The organism is Methanothermobacter wolfeii (genome assembly GCF_025397995.1).
GTDB classification, from domain to species: domain Archaea; phylum Methanobacteriota; class Methanobacteria; order Methanobacteriales; family Methanothermobacteraceae; genus Methanothermobacter; species Methanothermobacter wolfei.
In genome coordinates, this window is the sequence record NZ_CP104550.1 from 1203734 (window position 1) to 1227462 (window position 23729).

General features: G+C 45.3%; 24 protein-coding genes. 15 read left to right on the forward strand and 9 right to left on the reverse strand.

Translation table 11 applies throughout. From position 1 onward, the window contains the following. Nucleotides 1-43: 43 nt before the first annotated feature. Both N5910_RS06535 and N5910_RS06540 read right to left on the reverse strand, forming a co-directional pair. On the reverse strand, nucleotides 44-1105 hold the full coding sequence (locus N5910_RS06535; RefSeq protein WP_261599443.1) for a sensor histidine kinase: 1062 nt from the start codon (nucleotides 1103-1105) through the stop codon (nucleotides 44-46). Continuing rightward, the gene (locus tag N5910_RS06540) at nucleotides 1105-2493 is read right to left on the reverse strand and encodes a sensor histidine kinase (RefSeq protein WP_074359212.1); all 1389 of its coding nucleotides are present in this window, start codon (nucleotides 2491-2493) and stop codon (nucleotides 1105-1107) included. The genes N5910_RS06535 and N5910_RS06540 overlap by 1 nt, the downstream gene beginning before the upstream one ends. A 60-nt stretch (nucleotides 2494-2553) precedes the next feature. Between N5910_RS06540 and N5910_RS06545 the strand changes: the two genes are divergently transcribed. From N5910_RS06545 to N5910_RS06590, 10 genes are all read left to right on the forward strand, one after another. After that, nucleotides 2554-3495, forward strand: a complete 942-nt coding sequence (locus tag N5910_RS06545; RefSeq protein ID WP_074359213.1) for a YbgA family protein — start codon at nucleotides 2554-2556, stop codon at nucleotides 3493-3495. Nucleotides 3496-3609: 114 nt separating this feature from the next. After that, the gene (phrB, locus tag N5910_RS06550; protein ID WP_261599444.1) at nucleotides 3610-4974 is read left to right on the forward strand and encodes a deoxyribodipyrimidine photo-lyase; all 1365 of its coding nucleotides are present in this window, start codon (nucleotides 3610-3612) and stop codon (nucleotides 4972-4974) included. A gap of 99 nt (nucleotides 4975-5073) precedes the next feature. Beyond that, nucleotides 5074-5730, forward strand: coding sequence for a biotin transporter BioY (locus N5910_RS06555; RefSeq protein ID WP_261599890.1), 657 nt, complete (start codon nucleotides 5074-5076; stop codon nucleotides 5728-5730). Beyond that, nucleotides 5684-6115, forward strand: a complete 432-nt coding sequence (locus N5910_RS06560; RefSeq protein WP_084531246.1) for a DUF1284 domain-containing protein — start codon at nucleotides 5684-5686, stop codon at nucleotides 6113-6115. Before N5910_RS06555 ends, N5910_RS06560 begins: the two co-directional genes overlap by 47 nt. A 73-nt stretch (nucleotides 6116-6188) precedes the next feature. Next, nucleotides 6189-7298 (forward strand): aldo/keto reductase, encoded by a 1110-nt coding sequence (locus N5910_RS06565; protein WP_074359215.1) that lies wholly within the window; start codon nucleotides 6189-6191, stop codon nucleotides 7296-7298. A 10-nt stretch (nucleotides 7299-7308) separates the two neighbouring features. Further along, a complete protein-coding gene (locus N5910_RS06570) occupies nucleotides 7309-7506 on the forward strand; it encodes a hypothetical protein (RefSeq protein WP_074359216.1) in 198 nt (65 codons plus the stop codon). A 132-nt stretch (nucleotides 7507-7638) separates the two neighbouring features. Further along, nucleotides 7639-8169, forward strand: coding sequence for a THUMP domain-containing protein (locus N5910_RS06575; protein ID WP_238337870.1), 531 nt, complete (start codon nucleotides 7639-7641; stop codon nucleotides 8167-8169). A 131-nt stretch (nucleotides 8170-8300) separates the two neighbouring features. Continuing rightward, nucleotides 8301-8534 (forward strand): hypothetical protein, encoded by a 234-nt coding sequence (locus N5910_RS06580; protein ID WP_261599445.1) that lies wholly within the window; start codon nucleotides 8301-8303, stop codon nucleotides 8532-8534. A gap of 11 nt (nucleotides 8535-8545) precedes the next feature. After that, a complete protein-coding gene (locus tag N5910_RS06585) occupies nucleotides 8546-8962 on the forward strand; it encodes a hypothetical protein (protein ID WP_261599446.1) in 417 nt (138 codons plus the stop codon). A 152-nt stretch (nucleotides 8963-9114) separates the two neighbouring features. Continuing rightward, nucleotides 9115-11181 (forward strand): right-handed parallel beta-helix repeat-containing protein, encoded by a 2067-nt coding sequence (locus tag N5910_RS06590; RefSeq protein ID WP_191216068.1) that lies wholly within the window; start codon nucleotides 9115-9117, stop codon nucleotides 11179-11181. A 64-nt stretch (nucleotides 11182-11245) separates the two neighbouring features. Here N5910_RS06590 and N5910_RS06595 read toward each other — a convergent pair whose 3' ends face one another. The 3 genes from N5910_RS06595 to N5910_RS06605 form a co-directional block, all read right to left on the reverse strand. After that, nucleotides 11246-12721: an MBL fold metallo-hydrolase RNA specificity domain-containing protein gene (locus N5910_RS06595; RefSeq protein ID WP_191216069.1), complete on the reverse strand. Its 1476-nt coding sequence runs from the start codon at nucleotides 12719-12721 to the stop codon at nucleotides 11246-11248. A 713-nt stretch (nucleotides 12722-13434) separates the two neighbouring features. Further along, nucleotides 13435-15441, reverse strand: a complete 2007-nt coding sequence (locus N5910_RS06600) for a hypothetical protein (RefSeq protein WP_145924538.1) — start codon at nucleotides 15439-15441, stop codon at nucleotides 13435-13437. 40 nt (nucleotides 15442-15481) lie between these two features. Continuing rightward, entirely contained in the window at nucleotides 15482-16000 is a 519-nt protein-coding gene (locus N5910_RS06605) for a hypothetical protein (protein ID WP_074359240.1), read from the reverse strand. Between the two features lie 149 nt (nucleotides 16001-16149). Between N5910_RS06605 and N5910_RS06610 the strand changes: the two genes are divergently transcribed. The 5 genes from N5910_RS06610 to N5910_RS06630 all read left to right on the forward strand — a co-directional run bounded on the left by N5910_RS06610 (nucleotide 16150) and on the right by N5910_RS06630 (nucleotide 20366). Beyond that, nucleotides 16150-16773, forward strand: coding sequence for an RIO1 family regulatory kinase/ATPase domain-containing protein (locus tag N5910_RS06610; protein WP_013296113.1), 624 nt, complete (start codon nucleotides 16150-16152; stop codon nucleotides 16771-16773). Nucleotides 16774-16802: 29 nt separating this feature from the next. After that, nucleotides 16803-17219 (forward strand): DNA-binding protein Tfx, encoded by a 417-nt coding sequence (gene tfx, locus N5910_RS06615; protein ID WP_074359241.1) that lies wholly within the window; start codon nucleotides 16803-16805, stop codon nucleotides 17217-17219. Between the two features lie 77 nt (nucleotides 17220-17296). Then, nucleotides 17297-17839, forward strand: coding sequence for an FmdE family protein (locus tag N5910_RS06620; RefSeq protein WP_010876550.1), 543 nt, complete (start codon nucleotides 17297-17299; stop codon nucleotides 17837-17839). Nucleotides 17840-17856: 17 nt separating this feature from the next. Beyond that, a complete protein-coding gene (locus tag N5910_RS06625) occupies nucleotides 17857-19059 on the forward strand; it encodes a formylmethanofuran dehydrogenase subunit C (protein ID WP_013296115.1) in 1203 nt (400 codons plus the stop codon). After that, complete coding sequence (locus N5910_RS06630) at nucleotides 19056-20366, forward strand: formylmethanofuran dehydrogenase subunit B (RefSeq protein ID WP_010876552.1); 1311 nt, start codon at nucleotides 19056-19058, stop codon at nucleotides 20364-20366. Before N5910_RS06625 ends, N5910_RS06630 begins: the two co-directional genes overlap by 4 nt. Nucleotides 20367-20373: 7 nt before the next feature. Here the strand turns inward: N5910_RS06630 and N5910_RS06635 are convergent, their stop codons facing one another. The 4 genes from N5910_RS06635 to modA all read right to left on the reverse strand — a co-directional run bounded on the left by N5910_RS06635 (nucleotide 20374) and on the right by modA (nucleotide 23727). Then, nucleotides 20374-21471, reverse strand: coding sequence for an ATP-binding cassette domain-containing protein (locus N5910_RS06635; protein ID WP_261599447.1), 1098 nt, complete (start codon nucleotides 21469-21471; stop codon nucleotides 20374-20376). Further along, nucleotides 21425-22090, reverse strand: coding sequence for an ABC transporter permease (locus N5910_RS06640; protein ID WP_231855378.1), 666 nt, complete (start codon nucleotides 22088-22090; stop codon nucleotides 21425-21427). The genes N5910_RS06635 and N5910_RS06640 overlap by 47 nt, the downstream gene beginning before the upstream one ends. 125 nt (nucleotides 22091-22215) lie before the next feature. Beyond that, a complete protein-coding gene (locus tag N5910_RS06645; RefSeq protein WP_013296118.1) occupies nucleotides 22216-22923 on the reverse strand; it encodes a Rossmann-like domain-containing protein in 708 nt (235 codons plus the stop codon). Between the two features lie 21 nt (nucleotides 22924-22944). Further along, nucleotides 22945-23727, reverse strand: coding sequence for a molybdate ABC transporter substrate-binding protein (gene modA, locus N5910_RS06650; protein WP_010876557.1), 783 nt, complete (start codon nucleotides 23725-23727; stop codon nucleotides 22945-22947). Between the last annotated feature and the right edge of the window lie 2 nt (nucleotides 23728-23729).

The window sequence follows — 23729 nt, forward strand, 5'->3', positions numbered from 1 at the left end:
CTATCTATCCCCTCCACTACAGCAAAAAAACCCAGAAACATCCTCAAGTATCTATCCTCTCACTGTAGACCTGCTCACTGAACTCAAATATAAATATGGTCCCCCTTGGAGGTCTCCTGATTTCAAGGTGTCCGCCGAGCTGTTTTGAAAGATTATCAATCATCCTGAACCCGAAGGATCCTCCATCCGGGAATTTAACGTTTTCTGGCAAGCCCGGCCCGTTGTCGGCGAATATTAGTCTGTATCTTCCATCAAGTTTTTCAAGTTCAATGGAGATCTCACCTCCCCCATCAGTGAAGGCATGTTTGAGTGAATTTGATATTAACTCTGAAATCACAAGGCCCATGGGGACTGCTGTGTCCATGTTAAGCTCCACATGATCCCCATGGATTCTTATTTTAACATCGGATGTCCTGCCGTGTGATTCCAGTAGCTGCATTGAGAGACTCCTCACATAATCAATAAAATCAATAATATAGCTGCCCCCTGAGGGGTAGGCCCGTTCATGGATCATGGAAATAGAACGTAACTGGTTGAGGTAATCAATGAAAAATTCCTCCATCAACGGGTCGCCGATGTACCTTATCTGAAGGGAGAGGAGACTTATGATTAGCTGGAGGTTGTTCTTAACCCTGTGATGGAGTTCCCTGAGGAGCTGCTCCTTCTCGGCTATGGATTTCTTAAGGTACTCGTTTATGGTCCTCTGCTGTATAAGTCTCAACCTGTTCTTCTTCGCCTCATGCTTGTAGAGGGCCATCTCAAGGTTGACGCGGATGTCCCTCTCATGGAATGGCTTGAGGATGTATGAATAGGGCTCTGTCTCCATGGCCCTCTTAACTATCTCATCACCGCTGTAGGCCGTGAGGTATATCACCGGGACATCATGCTTCTTCCTGATGATACCTGCAGCCTCTATGCCATCCATGGATCCCTCAAGCATTATATCCATTATCACAGAGTCGGGTTTTATCCTTTCAAGGTTATCAATCAGATCCTCTGCAGAATGGAATATGGCAGGGACCTCATAACCATAATCTTCAAGGATGGCCTTTATGTCCTGGGCAACCAGCTCCTCATCCTCTACAATAACCACCCTCTTCTTCATCATAAACCACCGTTCCTGAAGGTGACCACAAAATTACATCCATCACCATCTTCAAGGCTTATACTTCCATTTATCCTTTCAAGCATGAACCTAACGAGCCTTAAACCGAAGCCCTGAGATTCATCAATATCAAAGCCTTCAGGGAGTCCCTTCCCTGTATCTGAAACTTTAAGAATAGCTCCATCATCCATAATTTCAAGTTTAACCGTTACAGCACCCTCATAGGAAATCCCGTGCCTTATGGAGTTTGTTACAAGTTCATTAACGATGAGGCCTATGGATACCGCCACATCTATTTCAGCATCCATGTCCTCCAGCTGGAGGTTGAAGATGATGTTCTTACCGTTACACATCCCCCTGATTTCGTTAACCAGTTCCTCAAGGTATTCGCGCAGGTTAACCCTGGAGTTATCCCTTGAACCGTAGAGTTTTTCATGTACAAGGGCTATTGATTTAACACGGTTCTGGCACTCCCTGAATATCTCAAGGGACTTCTCGTCATCTATGTATCGTGACTGCAGTCTCAGGAGGCTTGATATGAGCTGAAGGTTGTTCTTAACCCTGTGATGAACCTCAGAAAGAAGAAACTCCTTCTCCTGCAGGGATGCCTCAAGGGATTCCCTTATCCTTTTCTCCTCAGTTACATCCTGTTTTATTCCAATCAGGGTTTCCGGATTGCCGCCGGGTCCCCTGATAACCTTGGCCCTGAATAAAAGGATTTTCATGGAACCGTCATCCATCAGAGCCCTGTATTCACCTTCAAAGGATTCCATTGACATGACCCGCCTCCTGAAGTCCTCCCTGTCATCAGGGTGTATCCTGTCAATGAGTTCATGGATGCTGCCACTGAATTCATCGGGCTTTATCCCCAGTATCCTCATCCCCTCCTCGGAACATGAGAGTCTGTCGGCTTCCATGTCCCAGTGCCAGCTTCCAATTTTACCTATCCTCTGGGCCTCCCTGAGCTGCCAGTGACTCTTAATCAGGGATTTTCTCGCCCTTTCAAGTTCCTTCTGCTTTTCAACCTCCCTTAAAGCCCTTTTTATGGCTATGGGGACCTTTGAAAAGTTGCTTTTCAGGACATAATCCGTCGCTCCCCTTTTAAGGGCTTCAACCGCAAATTCTTCCCCTATCTTACCGCTGACAAAGATGAATGGAACGTTCGGACACCTTTCAAGTGCAATTTTCAGGGCTGAAAGGCCATCAAAGGATGGGAGCGAATGATCGGCGAGTATAACATGAGGTTTGAAGTTTTCAAGGGCTTCAAGGTAGTCCTTCTCATTATCAACCGTCATTGATGTGAATTCTATCCCTGAAAGCCTTATCTCCCTTTCCATGAGTTCGACGTCAAAGGGGACGTCTTCAAGTATGAGTATTCTGCATGTCATTTTATCAGCTGAAGATCTCCCTGGTGAAATTTATCTATCATATTAGCTAAATATACTTTCATGAGAAAGTTCAGAAGACCCCTCATCGTCCTGAGCCGGTGCATAGAACATGACCACTGCAGGTATGATGGGTCCATGATTTCAAGTCCCTTCGTAAGGCAGTTCTCTGCATACGCTGATTTTATAACGGTATGCCCTGAGGTGGAGGTGGGCCTTGGCATCCCGAGATCACCGATACATATAACTGAAGAGGATGGTGTCCTGAGGCTCGTCCAGCCGGAAACCGGTCGTGACATCACCGATGACATGAATTCATTCATAGACTCCTTCCTAGATTCCCTTGAAATTATAGATGGATTCATATTAAAGAATAAGTCGCCTTCATGCGGGATAAAAAACGTTAAGGTCTACCGTGATGATAACCCCAGATCAAGAACCGATGGGATGGGTTTCTTCGGCAGGAAAGTGAAGGAAAGGTTCCCGTACCTTGCAGTTGAAGATGAGGGGCGCCTGAGGAACCTGCAGATAAGGGAGGACTTCCTCATCAAGATATACCTCATGAGGGACTTCAGGGCCGTTGGCAAACTCAGGGACCTTATAGAATTCCACACAGAGAACAAGATGCTCCTCATGTCCTATGACCCCGCCATCCAGGCGAGACTTGGCCGGATAATAGCAGAGCAGGACCATGAAGACTTCGATACCGTGCTCTCAGAGTACCGGAAGATGCTCTGCATGGCAACCAGGAAATCCCTGAAGCCTGGTAGAAACATCAACACACTTCTTCATGCCTTTGGCCATTTTTCATCAGAACTGACCCATGAAGAGAAGAATTACTTCCTTGAATCCCTTGAGGGTTACAGGAAGGGTTTGCTTCCCCTCATAGTACCCATAAGTCTCCTTAAATCATGGATTATCAGGTTCGATGATGAATACCTTAAGGGTCAGACCTTCTTTGAACCCTACCCCCGGGAACTGGTCCCCGTAACCCTCATAGTATGAGGGCACTTCAGGCTATAATGGGACAGCCAGTGGCGGGTTAGCCAAAAACTGGAAAGCCTTCACTGACGAATTCACTTAAGGGTATAATGGTACAGCCAGTGGGGGCAGCACCCCATGAGAACAGAACACTATGAGGGTCCGGTGATGATAGAGAAGGAAAGGATACGGCACCTCAACAGCGAGGCCGTGAACAGGAAGGGTGAATACGTCCTCTACTGGATGCACGCATCACAGAGGACGCACTGGAACCCCGCCCTTGAATACGCCATTGAAACCGCCAATAATCTGGGAAAACCCCTCATAACCCTTTTCGGACTTACTCGGGATTTCCCTGATGCCTGTCCACGCCACTACAGATTCATGGCCGAGGGCCTCCTGGAGGTCAGGGCCTCCCTTGAATCAGTGGGGGTCCCCCTTGTTGTGGATGAGGGCGACCCACCGGATGTGGTCATGGAATACTCTGATGAAGCGGCCGCGGTTATAACAGACATGGGGTACCTTGACATCGAGGATGGCTGGATCCATCCTTTAAGGGATGGCCTTGAATGCCCCCTTGTCCAGGTTGAGGGTAACATAATTGTACCCGTTGAGGAGGCCTCAGTCAAGGAAGAATACTCAGCAGGGACGTTCAGGCCAAGGATAACCCGGAGGCTTCCTGAATTCATGGTCCCGATGAAGAAAGGAACACCGAAATTCCAGACAGACCTTGACCCTGGTCCTGACCCTGAAGGGGTGCTCAGGGGTTTCATTTCAGGGGGTGATGCAGGGTCATCATTCTTCAGGGGCGGCACCTCAAGGGCCCTGGAACTCTTTGATGAATTCCTTAAAACAAAACTGAGGTGCTTCAAAGAACACCGCAATGACCCCACTAAAAACTGTCTCTCCAACATGAGCCCTTACCTTCACTTTGGACAGATATCCCCCCTTTACCTTGCACTTAAGGCTTCAAAGGCCGGGAAATGTCCTGAGTTCCTTGAACAGCTGATTGTGAGAAGGGAGCTGAGCATAAACTTCGTCCATTACAGTGATAACTACCATTCAATAGAGTGTCTTCCAGACTGGGCCCTCATGACCCTCAAGGAGCATGCAGGAGACCCCAGGGAGTACGAGTACAGCCTCAGGGAACTTGAGGATGCCAGGACACACGACCCCTACTGGAACGCAGCCCAGAAGGAGATGGTTATAACCGGGAAGATGCATGGATACATGAGGATGTACTGGGGTAAAAAGATCCTTGAATGGACAGATCACCCTGAAAAGGCCTATGATATTGCACTGTACCTTAACAATAAATATGAGCTTGATGGCCGTGACCCCAATGGCTTTGCAGGTGTTGCCTGGTGCTTTGGAAAACATGACAGGGCCTGGGGTGAGAGGGAGATATTCGGTAAGGTAAGGTATATGAATGACCGTGGACTTGAGAGAAAATTCAGGATAATGGAGTATGTGAAGCGGGTTGAAGGCCTGGATGGGTCCTGATGATCCATCAAAAAAGTTTTTATCCTATCCCGATCAACTATTTTAGGGATATTCATTAAGCTTTTATCCATAAATTCATGGAGGTTTTCATCAATGAACATTAACCTGGAAGGATACTACGGGATACGTTACAGTCTATTCAGATGGAGAAATGAACAGACATTCATCAACAGGACCATAATGGCATTCTTCATGGCATGCGTTACCGGTGTGATGGCCCAGATCGTCATACCCCTCCCATGGACACCGGTCCCGATAACCGCCCAGACATTTGCTGTTCTCATGTCAGGTGTTCTCCTTGGAAGGTACTGGGGTGGCCTGAGCCAGTTAATATACATTGCAGTGGGCGCCGCAGGCATACCCTGGTTTGCGGAGATGAGCGGAGGCATCGACGTCATAATGGGTGCCACGGGAGGATATCTTATCGGCTTCGTACTGGCAGCCCTTTTCCTGGGCCACCTTGTTGACAGGTACATACGTGCAAGGAAGTTCATGCCCATGCTTGGACTGATGCTCTTTGCAAACTTTGCCCTCATATACATACCAGGACTCATGGTCCTTGGCCTCTGGATGTACACCACCACAGGGTCATTCCCAGGGGTCTGGGAACTCCTGGTGATGGGTCTTCTGCCCTTCATAGCAGGCGACCTTGTCAAGATAACCGGTGCAGCGGCACTTACAAGGGCCATAACACCCAAAGAGCCCTACGGTGAAGAGGTTGACATTGAAAAGGCGGCTGAATGGAGATTGCCCTGATATTACCATCAGGGCCCATCACCTCCTCTGTATTCAGGGCTTTCAGGGTTACGGTTACAGTGAGGAATTTACTGAAAACATGGAGCTGGTTATCAGAAAACTCAGATCCCGGCCCTCAGTATCCGTAATGATCGTTGATTCTGCCGATGAAATCTGCACTGCCTGCCCCTTCATGGATGGGGAAGCATGCATGATGGGGGATGAGTCCGTTAAGGGGATGGACAGTAAACTCATGGAGATCCTTGGAATCAGGAGCGGAGATATCAGGGACTACAGTGAGCTTGAATCAGAGCTTAAAAACATGGAAGCCTCCCTTATACGGGAGGTCTGCGGTGACTGCTCCTGGATTGATGTCTGCCTCCTGCACAGTGACAGGGAAAATTGATTCTGAAGGCCTTAACTCAACCAAGAAGCGTGAAAGGACTGTTAAAGCTGTCAATTCTGAATAAGTGGTATTCATGAAGTACAGGACACTTGGTTCAACAGGCATCTCTGCATCCATACTCGGGATAGGGGTTATGCGGTTCCCTGAAGTCCATGGAAGACTGGACCTGAAGGCCGGTGAAAGGATACTGGGCCGCGCCCTTGAAGGGGGTGTGAATTATATAGACACGGCCTACCCCTACCATGGGGGTGAAAGTGAAAGGTTCATAGGCGAATTCCTCAGCAAACACCCTGAACACCTTGAGAGGGTTACGGTTGCAACCAAGCTACCGGTATGGCTGGTCCGAAAGAAGGATGACATGTACTGCTATTTCAAGGAGCAGAGCAGAAGATTAAAGGGTAAAATTGACATATACTTACTCCATAATCTTAGGGAAGATTCCTGGAGGCACCTTAAGGGGCTGGGGGTCCTTGATTTCCTTGATGAGGTCAGGGGTCAGGGTATATATACAGGTTTTTCATTCCACGACGATGTCGGTGTATTCTTTGACATAATGGACTCCTATGACTGGGATATCGTGCAGGTACAGCACAACATAGTTGATGATGAACAGGCAAATCCAGAGAGCATAGCATATGCCAGGTCCCGGGGTGCCGGTACTGTTATAATGGAACCCCTCAGGGGAGGTTCGCTTGTAAGGAACATTCCAGTGGAGGTCCAGGAGATATATGACCTTGCAGAGGATCCCATGAAACCTGTGGAATGGTGTCTCAGGTACCTGTGGGATATGGATGATGTGGATGTTGTCCTTAGCGGTATGAGCAGTGTGGCTGAGGTTGAGGAGAACACGGCCCTGGCCTCTGCAGATTACCACCTTACAGATGATGACAGGGAGATTCTCAGGGAGGTTAAAAGGGCCTACCGTATGAGGAAGAGTGTCCCGTGCTCCGGCTGCGGGTACTGCATGCCCTGCCCCGAGGGTGTTGACATACCAGGGAATCTAAGGCTCCTGAATGACATCTACAGGTTCAGGAGCAGGAGGGGTGCTGAAACCAGGTACCGTAAGATAATGAAGGATGAGGAACGTGCCTCCAACTGTTCAGGTTGTGGTTCATGCATGCCCTGCCCCCAGATGATAGACATACCCTCTGAACTGAGAAGGGTGCATGAAAAGCTGGGTTAAAGGTGATGAATTGCTTGATAGAATCCAGTACTCCCTTAAAATATCACTGATAATGGCTGTTCTCGGGTCGCTGACCCTCTTTATCTGGGGCATGATAGGTAAAATGGCCCTTGACTGGGAGGTCCTTGGCTCCGCCCTTGAGGGTTTTATAGGATTTGGGATATTCGGTTTTATACTCGGATTCTTGATATATGACCTTGAACCATGAGGAATAAAGCCCATCCTTTACATCAATCCGCACCCTGGAGATCTGATAAAACCCTGTAAAGGGCATCATACCCCCATGAGAAATAGATAATGACTTATGTGCATAGATATAATATATAATGGGGGTGATCTTTTGAAGGTTCCGGATGATTTCAATCTCCTTGTGACCCTCAGTGGCCAGAAGGGTGCCTCAGCAGGTGAGGAGATTGTTGGTCTTGAGGAAATAGAAATGGCACTTTCACAGTATGAGGGGGAGCTCAGGGTTAAGGATTCTGATTTTCCAAACGTTTTAAAGTTTGACCTTGACATGAATCCCCTTGAGGCAGTTAACATAATCAGGAACTCACCCACAACCGTGGTTTCCAAGGTTGTGCCTGTTGAGGCTGTGGTAAGGACCCGGCTGGATAGTATAGTGGAGAAGATCCTGGCACTTGCATCGGAGAAGGTTAAACCAGGCGAGACATTCCAGGTCATCTGCGACCTCCGCGGCCGCAGGTATATAAAGTCCCCAGAGGAGGTTACTGAAAGGGTTTCCGAGGCCCTGGCGGATAGGCTGGCCCTCAAGGAATCAGATTCGCCGGACTGGATAATTCAGGTTGAGGTTGTTGGTGATGAGACCGGTGTGAGTGTTTTAAGGCCGGGGGATGTCCTCAAGAAACCATAATACTTAAATAATTTTTTAATAAAACTAAAGTTAATTTTAATTTGATATTTTTTATATATCATATATTACTAAAATACTGGAATATGATGTAATAAAATAAAAAAAGGAGGTATGATATTATCAAGAGAAATATGGCAACTTTTCTGCTGTTATCCGTGGCCGTGTTCCTCCTCGGAGCCAACCATGCCGCGGCAGCAGATGATATCCTAACAGGTGAACTGCCAGGAGGGGGTACATCCGGAGAAGGTGATGTCTTCAGGGTGACAGCAGCCAGCCCTGACGGTGTATACTACACCATCGATGGATCCATACATCACGGAACAGTACAAAGTACAGTGCCCCGATCCTACTCAACAGGACAGTGAACATAAAGTACATGATCGTCAAGAATGGAACCGTGAAGTACGGTATACTACAGCACACCCTTACAGGCAACATAACAAACAGGACATACCCTCTGCTCATATTCAATGAAACACCAGTGATCCAGCTTGCCAATGGCACCTACTACCAGCTGGGTAACGGTAACATAACCCTCTACAACGGTACGGTCGCGCTGACAGGCAACACCATCATGAAATACCTTAGGACCAACAGTACCAACTCAACCATGGGTATAATCAAGAACACACCGGCAAAGCTCGTGAACAAGGTGAAGGTCAACAAGGTCAGGGTCAAAAAATGGTACAAGAAGTGGTACAGGTACAGGGGTAAATGGAGATACAAGTGGAGATACTACTGGACCTACAAACAGATAAAACAGCAATACCAGGAACTCCAGCCAGCCGCCTGAAACCTTTAACTTTCCATTTTTTTCTATCTCACTGAGTTAATTTTCTAAAAACTTATATCTCAGTGATAAACAATAACCTATTGTTATGAAAATCAAGAGGAGGTCTGATTATTAAAGACTCAATGAAATGGGGCTTCATTCTCTTTTTTGGGATGACACTGCTCAGCGGATCCAGTTACGGTGCAGACTACATCGTTGATAACACAACCTACCTTCAGGTATTCACACCCGGCGGGGTGCAGGGAACCTTCACCCTAAACGGGACCGAACACACCCTTGAGGACGGTGATACCTTCACCTTCTTGGAGGGCATCTATGATACGGTGAACATGGTGATCAACAGGACCATCTCCCTGGTTGCATCAGGCACGGTCCAGCTGAATGGTGTTATTGACGCCATTGCACCTTCCAGCATAACAGGTTTCAGTGTCAACGGGACAGTGAACCTCCGCGGAAACGGATGTAACCTCAGCAGCACAAACATCACAGGCACCCTGAATATCACAGGCAATTCCTCGCGGGTCAATGATTCAAGGATACTCAACCCTGCTTCAGCCGTGATGGTATCAGGGGACAATGTAACGATTACCAGCAGCTACATAAACGGTTCCGCATCCCATGGAATTGTTGTGAATGGCAGGAATGCCCGGATCCAGGGTAACAATATAACAAACAGCAATGGAAGCGGAATCCTCATCCATGGGGAGGGATGTCTTGCAGAGGGGAACACCATATACCTCTCAGGGGGTGATGGGGTAACCTCAGATGCATCTGGAGCCTCAATAATCAGAAACAGCATATCATTTAACTCAGGAGACGGTATAAGATCCTCCGGCAATAACTCGGTGATAACAAACAACACTGTTCTCAGGAACAACGGAACCGGCATATACTCCTCAGGAAAAAATGCAACCATAAACTCGAACACCGTCAAGTACTCAGGCGGTGACGGGATATACGTTGCAGGGAATGGCTCCACGGTACAGGGCTGCTATGTCCAGAACAACACGAAGAACGGCATAAAAATAACAGGATCTGGCTGCACCGTCAGCAGTTCCTACACCTATTACAACGGTGAAAACGGGATATACTCCACAGGGGATAACACATCATTCAGATACGTTGATTCCAGTTTCAACGCCAGGAACGGCATATACTCCTCAGGAAAAAATGCAAGCTTCTTCTATATAACCAGCGCATCCTACAATGGTGAGAACGGCATACTCTCAACCGGACCATCTGCAAGTATGCAGATCATCCTTGATGTGACCTCAAATTCACAGAACGGTGTCTCATCCCGGGGTGATAATGCATATATATGGTTCGTTGAGGTTAAAAAGAACGGAATGAACGGTATCCATTCTTCAGGAAAGAATCTATACCTATCATACGTTAAAAACGCCACCAACAACACCCTCAGTGGTATAAACTCGACAGGAATAAATGCAAGGATACTGGACGTCACTGTGAACCTCAACCGTGGGAACGGCATATACTCCTCAGGGTACAACACGACCATAGCCTACTTTGAAGCAATCAACAACCTGGGGAATGGTTTATGGATTTCAGGAGGCAGGAGTTACATTTTCGAGGGGAATACGACATCCAACCGCCAGAACGGAGTCAAAGTGAATGGTCCCGATGCCATTCTAAGGTCCTTGAATGCGACAGACAACACCGCCAGCGGGATAGCCATCTACGGTAAGAATGCCATCATATACAACTGCACATCCATGAGGAACACCGATGGAGTGTACGGAACAGCCAGCTTCAGGATGATCCTGAGCAGAACATCGGCCAACAGGAACTGCGGTGTGAATGCAAGGGGAACTGCAACGATAGAGCAGTGCACGGTGTATGGTAACCGTTATGGAATCTATGCTGGTGGCGCGAATTCAGTCATATACTCATCCAGCGTCAGCAGTAACAGGGGCTACGGTGTCTATGCAGCCGGTTCATCAGCAACCATCTACAGGAACACGGTACAGTCAAACGGTGGAGACGGTATAACTGCAAGGGGAAGCTATGCAAAGATATACTACAATACAGCAAACAGGAACAGGGGCTCAGGCATAAGCTCATCATCCTACAGGGCAGTTATAGCCTATAACAGGGCATCATATAACTCCTACTACGGGATATACTCTTCAGGTAAAAAAACGACGCTTGCAAAGAACAGTGCAACCGGTAACAGAAAGAGAAATATAAGAAGGGGCTAAGCCCCCTAATTTTTCATATAAGAAAACTGTCAAGTCCTGAGACTAATTTTCCCGATCACCCTTTTCATTGTGCAGGGTCAAGGACCCGTATACCCTCATCCTCAAAGATCAAAAATTCTTCCCGGTTCCTTGTGTGTATCGGGTATATTGACTCTGGCTCAATATCCCGTATCATCCCCATCAGGTCTGAGCGCCCTGCATGGCCAGATGAGTGGAACCTTCTGTACTGGTATATGCCGAAGTGCCTGAGCCAGTTACTCTCACGCTCTGCATCAATCTCCATTTCCTCATTGGAGGGTTCCGTCTTGGATTTGATGTAGGCTGCCCCCTCCGGTTTTATGTCTATGAACTCCTTGAATTCAAAGTAATCGCACTGGAAGAGGTACTCCTCAGGTTCCTCCCGGAGGTCCCTGCAGGTTATGATGTTGTCAAGTTCAAGGAACGCCCGCTCCCATCCCCTGTAGTCCTGTTCCATGTATTCCTCTGGAAGGTCAGCTGCAGGTATCCATTCCCCATCAAAGCATACGAAGGCGTCCTCAGCTATCAGTCCCCAGTTCCGCCGTGGTATGTAGACCGCCAGGTCCCTGAGCCGGGGGTAACCCAGGCCCTCGAAGAGTTTAATGATGTAGGCCTGTTTAAGGCTGACTGCGAGGGTCCTATCCGAGTTCTCGGCGGCTCTGTAGAATGTCAGGAAACGGTCCAGGTCCCTTATGGGATAATTGATGATCACAAGCCCCCTGTGATTAACAGCTATGTCTGAGGTCCTCCTCTCAATGTCCTCCTCAAAGGTGCTGTTATCCTGATCTATCCGCGTCCCCTCTGTTATCATAATGGTGGGGGAGAACTTCCTTGCCTTCTTAACGAATTTACGGGATTCCTGATCTCTCCGGCCCCTGAACCTGATATCCCCTGTGTATACGATGGCCTCCTCGGATTCTATCAGATAGGCGCATGACCCCGGCACTGAATGATCAACCGGTGCCTGTGTGATTTCAAATTCGCCCAGATCCTCAGCTTTATAGGGTTCAAGCAATTTTATGGGTCTTTCTATTTTGATGTTCTTGTCTCTCATGTGTGAGGTGTTTCCAGTTTTTCTTTTCTTTTCTTTGAAGTGGAATTTGGGTTTGTAGTGAAGGAGATCTGAACTCAATGCGGATGTATCCTCTATGGCCTTCAGGATGAGGAAACTCTCCTCTGTCATGTAGAAGGGTATATCGTGGCGGATGTATTTGAGACATCCTGCATGGTCCAGGTGGGGGTGACTCAGAAGTATGCCTGATACTGCAGGCTCATCCTCGAATCTCATTCCGAGGTACCTTACCTGGTCCTCACGGTAAAGTCCGGGTATCCATGGGAGGGCCTCGAGTTCAATGAGATCTGCGATCCCGCTGAAGCTCCTGGGCTGCAGGAATTCATCAAAGTACAGGTTTTCAATATTGAATCTTTTGCCAAAGTCAAGGAATATACCATCGCCATTGCAGGATACCTCTATCCTGTTACCGCCTATCTCATCAACTCCACCATAGAACCTGAAGTCCATATAAACCACCAGGGGTCAGTATGTGAGGAGTGCCAGGAGAATCAATAAGCCCACCATGCAGAGCATGCACCCAGCGACTCCACCACAGCAATCATCATCCATTCAATCACCTTTATGAGTACCCTACCCCATACCATCAGAGAGACAGCAGAGGCGAGTCCAGATTAAACCATGATGGCTCAATAATATTAATTAATATTAAGCATATTTTATAAATATTTTGCTCATCAGCTTTACATTTAAATGGTTTTATAGATCATGGCTGTGAAGGCGCCACTGACTGAACTTCGATTTTTTTATGCTCGAATATTCTGTAAAGCCTTCCGTCTATAAAAGGTCTCATCAGAAGGCCCCTGCTTGACCTGCGGGCGACTTCATGGGCTGGCTGTTAACAGCCTCGATGATCCCACCGGAGCTGAAACTCTTAGCATCTGGAGTGTGAGCTGGACCTATTTTAGCGGAGCAACTGGACCTTCTGGGATCAGAATGAACGCTGCCAGGGTCCCATATAGCTGCAGGTCAGTTTTTCTGCATTGGCCCCTTTTTAAGGAAGAGAGCATCAATCACTGCACATCATCCTGTGAATTAATTTTTTATATTCGTAATAGTGACCTATTACGAAGGTAGCTGTAGGTCCACACGGACATAAGACCCTGAAAATTAAAACTGACATCTGCATCATTCAGTTCATAAAAAAAGAAATAGGTGATGGATTATTTGCCCGGTTGCCATGTTGCCTCGTTGGATCTGCTGGCCCTTCTCCTAAAGAGGTACATGCCCAGACCCCCGACAGCCAGAATAATTGCCGCATACACAGGTATAAACCAGCTTGATGATGCACTGCCGGGATGCTCCGCTGGATTTACTGGTGATGATGTTCCCTGACCGGTAACCTCTTCGACCACAGCACTGGAGTCATCAGATCTTATTCTTTTCATGATCCACGAAATCACTGAAGCTTTTCCTGCTGTCACTGATCCATAGGAAACTTCTGGTGTGTTCTGAGCCTGGTTTTCTGGAACACTTATACTGCCTACCTGATGGGCATTTCCTGCAAGATCAACAGCATAGTAATAGACTGTCTTTACATGCTTACCCAGTTTGACAGGTGCACTGTAAACATTCCATGTTCTGCCATCAAAGGAATAGAAGATCGTCCCTTCCTCATTGATATCCATGTACAGTGTGGAGTCATCTACTCGCACATTTAAAGATGGTGCTGTAACATCTTCAAAGTCCTTAATATAGCTCACTGGATCACTGGCAGCAATTAATGACTTGAACTCTCCTGATGTCAGAGTTACTGATTTTGCAATGGAATAAGCAGACGTCACTGTACCATAGAGTTCTTTACCAGGGAATGCCTGTGTAATGTACCAGAGAGCCCAGTACATTGTTTTGTAGTAACTGTTAGATGCTGGCTGTATGGCGTTGACTGCATCTTTATTGTAGGATACAAGTATGGCCTTTCCCGTGTTCTTAACAGGATCCCACCTTATGGCAATACCAACTGCACTGGCATCTGATGCTGTTCTGGTTCCTGTCGTGAAATAGTTACCTCTCGCTGCTGAGAGTCCCAGGACCTCCATGAGCACCTGTTCCTTACAGTGAGCAGGCACACCGATGTATGCATAGTACTGCCCATCTGATAGAGGAAGCCATGATCGGATTATGTTGGCAAGCACGTATCCCTGTGCCAGACCGGACCCTGGACATCCACCCCCGGTGGCAGCCAGAGCGAACTCGTAGGGCATAGCATAAGCCCATTGGTTCGCCAGACTCACAATATAGTAGTCCTGCTGTGCGTACTGGGGAATGCTGTATCCATAGGTTGACGCGACTGCGAGGGATTTCTGATAGCCTTCGGTTCCCGTAGCACCGGCAAGGTTTACAGCGCTGATATCAAACACATTGAACTGTGTCCCTCCATATGTGACCGGTCTTATGGCTCCATTACCATCAACAAAAACCGCGTGGAGTGGACCTGTCGTTTCGTCTGGTTTTTTAACGAACACGTACCAGAGAGGTGTCTGCGTACCTCTTTTGAGGGAGTATATGTTTTTAAATTTTATGCCTGTTGCTGATATTATACCATCAATGGCGCCAGCAGAGATTCCCTGTGTCTCTGAGTAACCTGCAGATGTTATTAGAAGATCATCACTGTCAAGCGGTTCAAAACCAGCAGCTTGAAGGGCTCTATTGGCTACCATGACAGCATTAATACCACTGGCATACATTGCACTGTACTCCTCACGTGGGATGACACTGACTGTGCTTATCCACTCAATTGGAGTTACCGGGATGGATGAAATGTATTCGCTGTCAATTCCAGTATCCCATAGTGTTTTAAAGGTCTGATAGTCGATGTTTGTTGCTTTAAGTAACTTGTAGAGTGCTGATGGATTAGTTGCGAGCATTCCTATACACTGAGCATTCTTTATAAGTCCCTGAAGTGTCTCCCCACCATTATATGTCATATCTGAGAGGGTCCAGTAAAACATCACACCTGTCCTTGAGAGAGAATCCCATCTTATGTAAATGTTCTCATGGGAATCATCCGTGTATGCTGATTTGAAGTTATAAAATGTGTCTGAACCTACTGTAACCCACTTCAAAGGCGTTGAATCCATGAAAAACATTGGCAAGTCATCATCACCACCCCCAGTGGAGACTATCACATGATATGATGTTGCATTTGAAGTTAGTGGATAGTTGGCCATGAACTGTTTTGAAGCGGAGTATGCCCCTATAAGACCAGGGCTAACGTTTCCAGTCCACGCAGCCAACCTTTAAAAGATCACTGGGTGCGCCAGCATTCCATGCACTCAGCAGGCTCAGCACATCATAACCCAGATTCGCCTTTGCCTGCTGGAACTGGTTTTCAGTCATGTCAAGACCTATGTATACTACGGGTGTTTTTAGCACTTCCCCTGACTGAAGAACTGTGTATTTCCTTGCATAATATCCCTTGCTGTTTTTCACGGCAAATGTGAAGGTTGGGTCATGGTCCGGCTGGTTCATCTGAAAAATCTTTGAATATTTTATAGGAACTGTTTCCATCACGGTCTGTATCGCGTCTTCTGTTGTGGTGTTGGAATACCTTGCTGAACCGGCATTTGTTATAAGGATCATATCATCTGCGTTTGATATGTTCAGGGAAGTCTCCGCGTCATTTGAGATGTGGTGTGTAATATCTTCCAGTGGTGTCGCTGAGCTGATACCGGTAAAAAGAAACACTGTTAGCACTGGGATCACTAGAGTCAGAAGTTTGTTTTTCATTTCAATTTTCACCTCCATTTAAATCATAAATATCGAGTTACATTTTTATGTAATTCGTGTATAAATAGGTATGTGAATCCACAGAACTGCAGTACTCTGCCGAGGAGAAAGATCAGTTTTAAAAGAATAACTGGGTGTGAAATGCAGATATGATGATTCATGGATTTAAAAGACTTGAAAGTAAGAGAAACCATGTATACTTAATCCAATCAGGTACAGAAAGTTTCATCGTCAAAGTACACAAAACCAGCGAAAAATCTTACCTCGAATCAGAAAATGTGAAACTACTGAGGGATAAAGGAGTCAGAGTGCCTAGAATACTTGGTGTATCCAAGAATATCTTGATTGAGGAGTTCATCGAAGGAAAAACCATTGGAGACCTGATATCTAGGGCAGACACAACATGGACAGAAAGCCTTGGAAAGTGGTTCTCAGAAATCCACAGTATAAAAAAACAGTCAAAGACCCTTTTAAAAGGTGACTGCAATCTTAAAAACTTCATATTCACAGAAAAAGAAATTTTTGGGGTTGATTTTGAATATATACACTATGGGAATCCCTATGATGATCTTGGAAAACTATGCTTCTTCATAATGGATAGTAACTCACAGATGTCCATGAATGACAAAAAACACCTTATAAAAAGGTTTCTGAGTGCCTATGAAGATCACTCAAAAACTGTTGTAAATCCAAAAATTGTGGCTGAATACATGGAAATCGAGAAGAAAGGGGCCCTGATAAGGAGGGAACGTCATACTCCTAAATGGTTATAATTTGAATAATCGAGCTAGGAGGGATAATTCTGAGTAAAAAAACTTTCCTAACCGAAAGACAGAAAACCGTTCTTGAAATGAGGGAGAGGGGATGGTCCCAGAAGAAGATTGCAAGGGAATTGAAGACCACAAGACAGAACGTGTCAGCAATAGAAAGAAAGGCCATGGAGAACATAGAGAAATCCCGGAACACTCTAGATTTTGTTAAATTCCTAAAATCACCTGTAAGAATACTTTGCAGACGCGGGGATACCCTTGATGAAATTATAAAGAGATTATTGGAAGAATCAAATAAAGAGGGCATACATGTAATACATGACTCAATTACACTCGCATTTCTGATAAGGGAAAAGGCCAGCCACAGGATCGTTCACAGGGTTGTTAAAAGCGATTTTGAAATAGGAGTGACAAGGGACGGAGAAATTATCGTCGATCTAAATTCCTAGAATTTATAAAAAAATTTTTATAGTACCTCCCATATACAACGAGATGCAGATATATGCATATCGTGTGGTGATCAAAGGTGGGGCAGGTCAGAGAATACCTTGATTTAATAAAAAATTTCAGTGGGTTCGCAAGCCCGGGCAGTGTCATAGGAGCTCATATGTTACTAATAGCCAGGAAGGTCCTTGATTTTGAAGTCGATGAAGAAATTTATGTTACATGTGAAACGACAAACTGTTTACCCGACGCATTCCAGGCCATATGCAAATCAACAATAGGAAATGGGAGACTGAATATCCTGGACACTGGAAAAATGGCTGTCATCATCAACAGAAAGGGTATGCCTGGAGAAACAGTCCAGGCTCTTAGAATAATACTGGATCCTGAAAAGACCGTCAATTACCCGATCATACATGAATGGTACATGAACACCCGCAAGGTATCCGCAGAAGAAGTGAATCCAGAACTCATAAGAGCCGGTGAAAATCTATATTCCTGGTATTTTGTTGATGTGATCGTTCCAGAAAAAGAAAAGAAGATAATTGAAATCTGTAATCTTTGCAACGAACCTTTCATAAAAAGAAATGAGCTGGATCTCTGTCCAGCTTGTCTGAAAAGATAAACATGAGGTGAAAAAAGATGGGATTTGTGTTGGTACCAAAATCAGATTTCCAGATACCTCTGGAAGCAGATACCATAAGACCCGATCTGTTTGAAGGGCTGGATCTTGATGAAATTCGTTCCCTTCAAGTATACGAAGGGAACATCAAAAGACCCCTAGGCGAATTTTTTGAGATAGCAGAGACATCCCATGAAGATCAGTTAATACGGATCGATGGGGATGTCAGCAGGGTGAAGTATATCGGTTCAGGGATGAAATCCGGAAAAATCATCATAAACGGCGATGTCGGACTCCAGCTTGGCTGTGAAATGAAAGGCGGTGAAATAGAGGTAAATGGAAATGTTTCTTCATGGATCGGCATGGAAATGCATGGTGGCACCATAAAAATTAATGGAAACGCGGGGGATTATGTTGGCTGCGCATATAGGGGAGAGTGGCGTGGCATGAAAGGAGGTAAAATCATTATACAGGGTAATGCAGGGAACAATATTGGGGGTGGTATGATGGCCGGAGAAATTTATATAGGTGGAGATGCAGGTAATTTCTGCGGCATCCGAATGAATGGGGGTGAAATAACAGTACGCGGGGATGCTGGAAGGGCCCCCGGAGCAGAGATGGTATCAGGTATCATCAAAATTCATGGACGGATCTCCTCTCTCCTCCCGGGATTCAAGGAGATCTCAACATTCAAAGAAGATGGATCCCTTATGATCCTATTCAAAGGAGATCTATCCGAAAAAAATCCGGAGGGTAATCTATACATCAATTATAATAAGAACCTTCACATTCTAGAGAATGAGACCGATGAAGGGAGAGTCATCACAAAAAAGGGAATTAAAGTAATCTACAACAGTGGAAGTACGATCCGTGAAGGGCAGATAATAAAGGGAGGCAATAAACTCACAGATGATTATATAGATGAATGTGCACGCTGCTGTATTAGTCCTGAAGACTATAAGCTCCTAGGTGAACCCGAAAATGTTGTCGTATCATCACATGGAAATGAAGTTGTTCTGAGAGCTGTTGAGGACCCTGGAATCCAGATGGGAACAATATTCATACCCAGAGGTATATGGGCCAATGTGCTAACGCCACCGTATACCGAGTCAACCGGTTCCCCAATGTATAAAGGAGTGCCGGTTTATCTTAGAAAGGCTTCACAAGGTGAAAGGATCCTGAGTGCCGAGGAACTTGTAGAGGAATACGGGGTGGGAAAATGAGCGTCTATAAAAATGTGACATGTCCCGTCTGCGGAGGGTCTTGTGATGACATAGAGGTTCTCTATGATGGGAAAACAATAAAAACAAGGAATGCTTGCAGGATGGGGAATGCAAAGTTTCAGGAGATGGTCAGCTCCCACAGAATACTTAGACCCCAGATTAAAACTGAAAGTGGTTTCAGATCCGCAGAATGGGATGAAGCCCTTGACGCTGCAGCAGAGATACTTACAGAGTCAAAAAGACCAACCCTATTCATGGGTAGTGAGATGTCAACTGAAGCCATGGCTGCAGGTCTTGAACTTGGTGAGTATCTAAATGCCATGGTGGATTCAAATGCAACCATATGTCATGGCCCCACATTAATGGGAATCCAGGAAGCTGGACAGAGCGCTGCTACGGCAGGTGAGATAAAGAATAGAGCTGACGTCATCATTTATTGGGGTACAAATGTTATGGACTCCATGCCTCGCCACATGTCACGTTACAGCATATTCATGCGCGGATTTTTCAGAGAACGTGGTAAAAAAGATAGAACTGTCATCTCCGTGGATCCCCGTGAAACAGCAACAACTAAAGCCTCCGATATCCATCTGCAGCTGAAACCAAACTCAGATTATGAACTTTTTTCAGCACTGCTTACAGTTATAAGGGGCAATGAACCGCACAGGAGTATTGAGAGTATAACAGGGATATCAGTTGAAACCATAAAGGAAGTCGCAGACATAATGCTGAATGCGCAGTTTGGAGCCATCTATGGAGGTCTTGGACTTGCATCATCAGAAGGTAAGCATAGAAACGTTGAGATGGTTCTCAAACTGGTAGCTGCACTTAATGAACACACCAAATTTACAATAGGAGCCATAAGAGGTCATTGTAATGTTGCAGGATTTAATCAGGTGGCTTCATGGGAGTATGGTTTCCCCTTTGGTGTTGATTTTACAAGGGGTTATCCACGCTACAACCCCGGAGAAACAACTATAGTCGATCTTCTCCAGAGAAAAGAATCCGATGCGGTCCTCGTTATATGTTCAGATCTTGGAGCTCACCTCCCCAAAGAATGCGTTGAGTATATGAAAGAGATTCCTGTAATATGCATAGATATTGCCCCATGTCCAACAACACTTGTATCTGATGTTGTGATCCCTGGAGTTATTGATGCTATGGAGTCCAGCGGCACCTTCTACCGCTTTGACAATGTTCCCATCCACCATAAGGCATTCACAACATCACCATTCCCTGAAACAGAGAGCAACGAACATACTCTTAGACAGATCCTTGAGAGGGTTAAATCAATTAAAGGCGAATAAATATCTGCTAACCATTTTTATTTTTTTCTCCTATGATACAGACATTCGTGGCTTTAATCAGAACTTGAAACTCTTCGCCCGTTCTTATACCAAGCTCAGTGACTGCGCCTGGAGTTACAGCCGAGGTCAGAACTATATCCCCTATCCTCAAGTTTACATAAACAATCCTTGAAGTTTCTATAATGTCTTCAACTGTACCCTTGAAGATATTCTGTGCAGATGCCATAAACGGATCAGCTGCTATCATTATATTTTCTGGTCTGATGGAAAGTATCACAGACCCCTCCCCGCAGTCAACTGTCCTGAAGATATTTGAATTAACATTTACAGAGGTGAGCCCATTCACCTGGCCTTCAACAGTCCCTTCAAGTATATTAGCACCCAGAAAATCTGCAACAAAGTAGGGCGATGGTTTATTGATGACTTCCTCCTTTTTACCCATCTGAATGATTTTTCCATGGTTCATCACCGCCACCTTATTTGAAAGCCACCATATATCATCAAGGTCATGTGTAACATGGATCACAGTGGTTTCAAAATTATCCCTGATATCTGCGATAAGTTTTCTTAGGGATATCTTTGTTCTCTGGTCAAGGGCACTGAATGGTTCATCCATCAATAGCAATCGGGGATTCACTATGATTGCCCTTGCTATCGATGCCCTCTGGAGCTCACCTCCACTGAGGGTTCCAGGGTATCTATTCAGTACGTGATCTATACCCATCATAGCTGCGATTTCATGGACTTGTCTGTGAATATTTTCCTTCATCTCTGTCTGCTTACGAAGGCCGTAGGCTATATTCTCCTCCACGGTCATGTGAGGGAAGAGACAGTGATCCTGATATACTATGCTAACATCACGTTCCTCAGGTGGGAGGGTGGTTAGATCCGCCCCATCAAGAGATATCGTCCCCGAAATCGGTTCAAAGAACCCCATGATGGTCTCAAGAAAGATAGACTTACCACTACCAGTCGGGCCGATTATAACAAGATAATCTCCCCTCGAAAGGTGGAGTTCATCTACCCTGACTACGAATTCGCCAAGGTCGATTTCTAAATTATCTATATCCAGAAAACTCATTCCCATAAGCCCCCATTTTTTCAAGGAAAAATATTGTTATGAATGAAATTATCATAAGGAAGATACCGGATGCCACAGCCATCTCCACGTTTCCATAGGATAAATTAAGATACAGAGATATAGGCAGCGTATCTGTTTTCTGATAGGTACCTCCAGCAACTATCAGTACCGCTCCAAAGCAGCCTATGCATCTTGAAAAGGTAATTATTGTTGCAGCTAATATTCCATCCCTTGATAAAGGGATCATGATATTCCTGAATGTCTCAAATTCTGTATATCCAAGGGAACGGGAAACAAATTTGAGTCTCCTATCTATGTTACAGAATGTGGAGTAACATATTCTGACCGTATACGGTAAAGAGACAAAGAACTGTGCACAGATGACTCCAAGATCCGTGAAGACTATCTGAATACCGAGTCCATCCATCATATAATTTAGAGGGGTGTTTCCAAGAAATATGAGAAGCATTATACCTATAAGAATTTCAGGGAATGCTATAGGAATATCCAGCACTGTTTTAACAATGGATTTCCCTCTGAAGGAGTCCTCTGATAGTGAATAAGCAATGAGCAGCGCAGATAACATCACAATCACTGTTGTTATAGTGGATGTTAAAAGAGATAATTTCACTGAGTGGATCATATCAGCACTTGTGAATGAATTCAGGATGGATTGCGGAGAGGATACTGTCCAGAGTGAAATACATATTATAAAAAATGTGGCCACAAAGATGACCGCAAAGAATCTGCAAGTACCTCTGAAAATACTCACTCGCTCAATGGACAAAACCGTTCAACTCCCATCAGTGCTGCTAACCCTGCTATCGTTGTTCCATAAAATATTACTCTTTTATCTGATGCCATGGCCATGATATCCTCAAATGTACCGTTAGCTACAGTAGAACCGGTTACCACTAAAACATCAGAATTATGAATTATCTTCTTATTGCTTTTTTTTGCATCAAATACATCTACACCATATTTTTTACCCTTATTTCCAGGATTCAGATCTGTAACCTGCAATCTGTCTCCAAATGTCTCGTGAAGTTTCCTTACAAACGCCGGTTGAAACCCAAGCAAAGCAACTCTGTCATATCCCAGCAATTCAAGGTAATCTGAAAGTAATTCAGCACACCTTTCAGGAGCGTTTCCAGTGCAGTGAACTGTCCTATCAATGAAACCCTTCTTCCTCATGAGTGCATTGAAAGTAGCTATCAAACACGATTGTTTCCCTTTTACTAAAAGTTCCCCGAGGGTTCCTCTGAAATGAGTGGGAGTAGCTGTGAAGCACTCCCCTACAGTACCATCTTCAAGAGTCGCTCTGAGCATGACCTCTCTCCCCTCAACAAGAGGATAATCCTTGATGGTTGATGTATCAAGGAGAGGGTTCTTCACAGAGATCTCGACATATGTGGACTCCATGGCTGACGAATGTATCAGATAGTTCATTTTATCCCTGATAAACTCATGTATCATGGTATCAGATCCTGGTTTAAATCAGAAAATGACTTTGAACCCCCATTTTTCCCATATAACCCTGGCCTCATCTGATTTAATGTATTCAACGAATTCTTTTGATGTTTCAACGTTTCCTGAAATTGAAGTGACCGCTGCGGGTATTGTCTGGTTCTTTGCTCCCTCGATTTCAATCATTTCCAGCTTTGATTTACTGTTGTTCCATGTCAACATGTCCTCCCATATTATAACTGCATCTACCTGTCCTGAGAGGATGTATGTTAAGAGCTGATTAACTGTTGGAGTCTTTGCAACTAAATTTTCATTTATATTTACGCCCTCTTTATCAAGCATTTTCTGGGCGACTTTGCCTATCGCGCATGCCTTGGGATCTCCTATCGCAACTCTCACGTTTTCTTTACCCAGATCTTTAAGGGAGGTTATGTTCTTCGGATTTCCCCTTTTAACGGCTATGACGGGTTTATGTGAGGTTACATTCACAATGGTATCATTGATTATGTAACCCTTTTCTTTTGCCTTGTCCATTGTCGTATATTCGCCTGTTATGAGTACATCGCCCTTTTTTGATGTCATCAGTGTTGCAAGAAGTTCTCCTGAACCCCCATACTGAACATTAACCTTTTTTCCTGTCTTTTTCTCAAAATTAGTTATTATCTCATTCATTGGTTTCATGAGCCCTGCCCCTGCAAGGACTGTGATCTCTGATCCCTTCATAGTCTTTGAATTTCCTGTGATAAGATACGCTCCTGTAACCGCTGAAAGGATCAGCAACCCTATTACAAACGCCATTATCTTCTTATCCATGA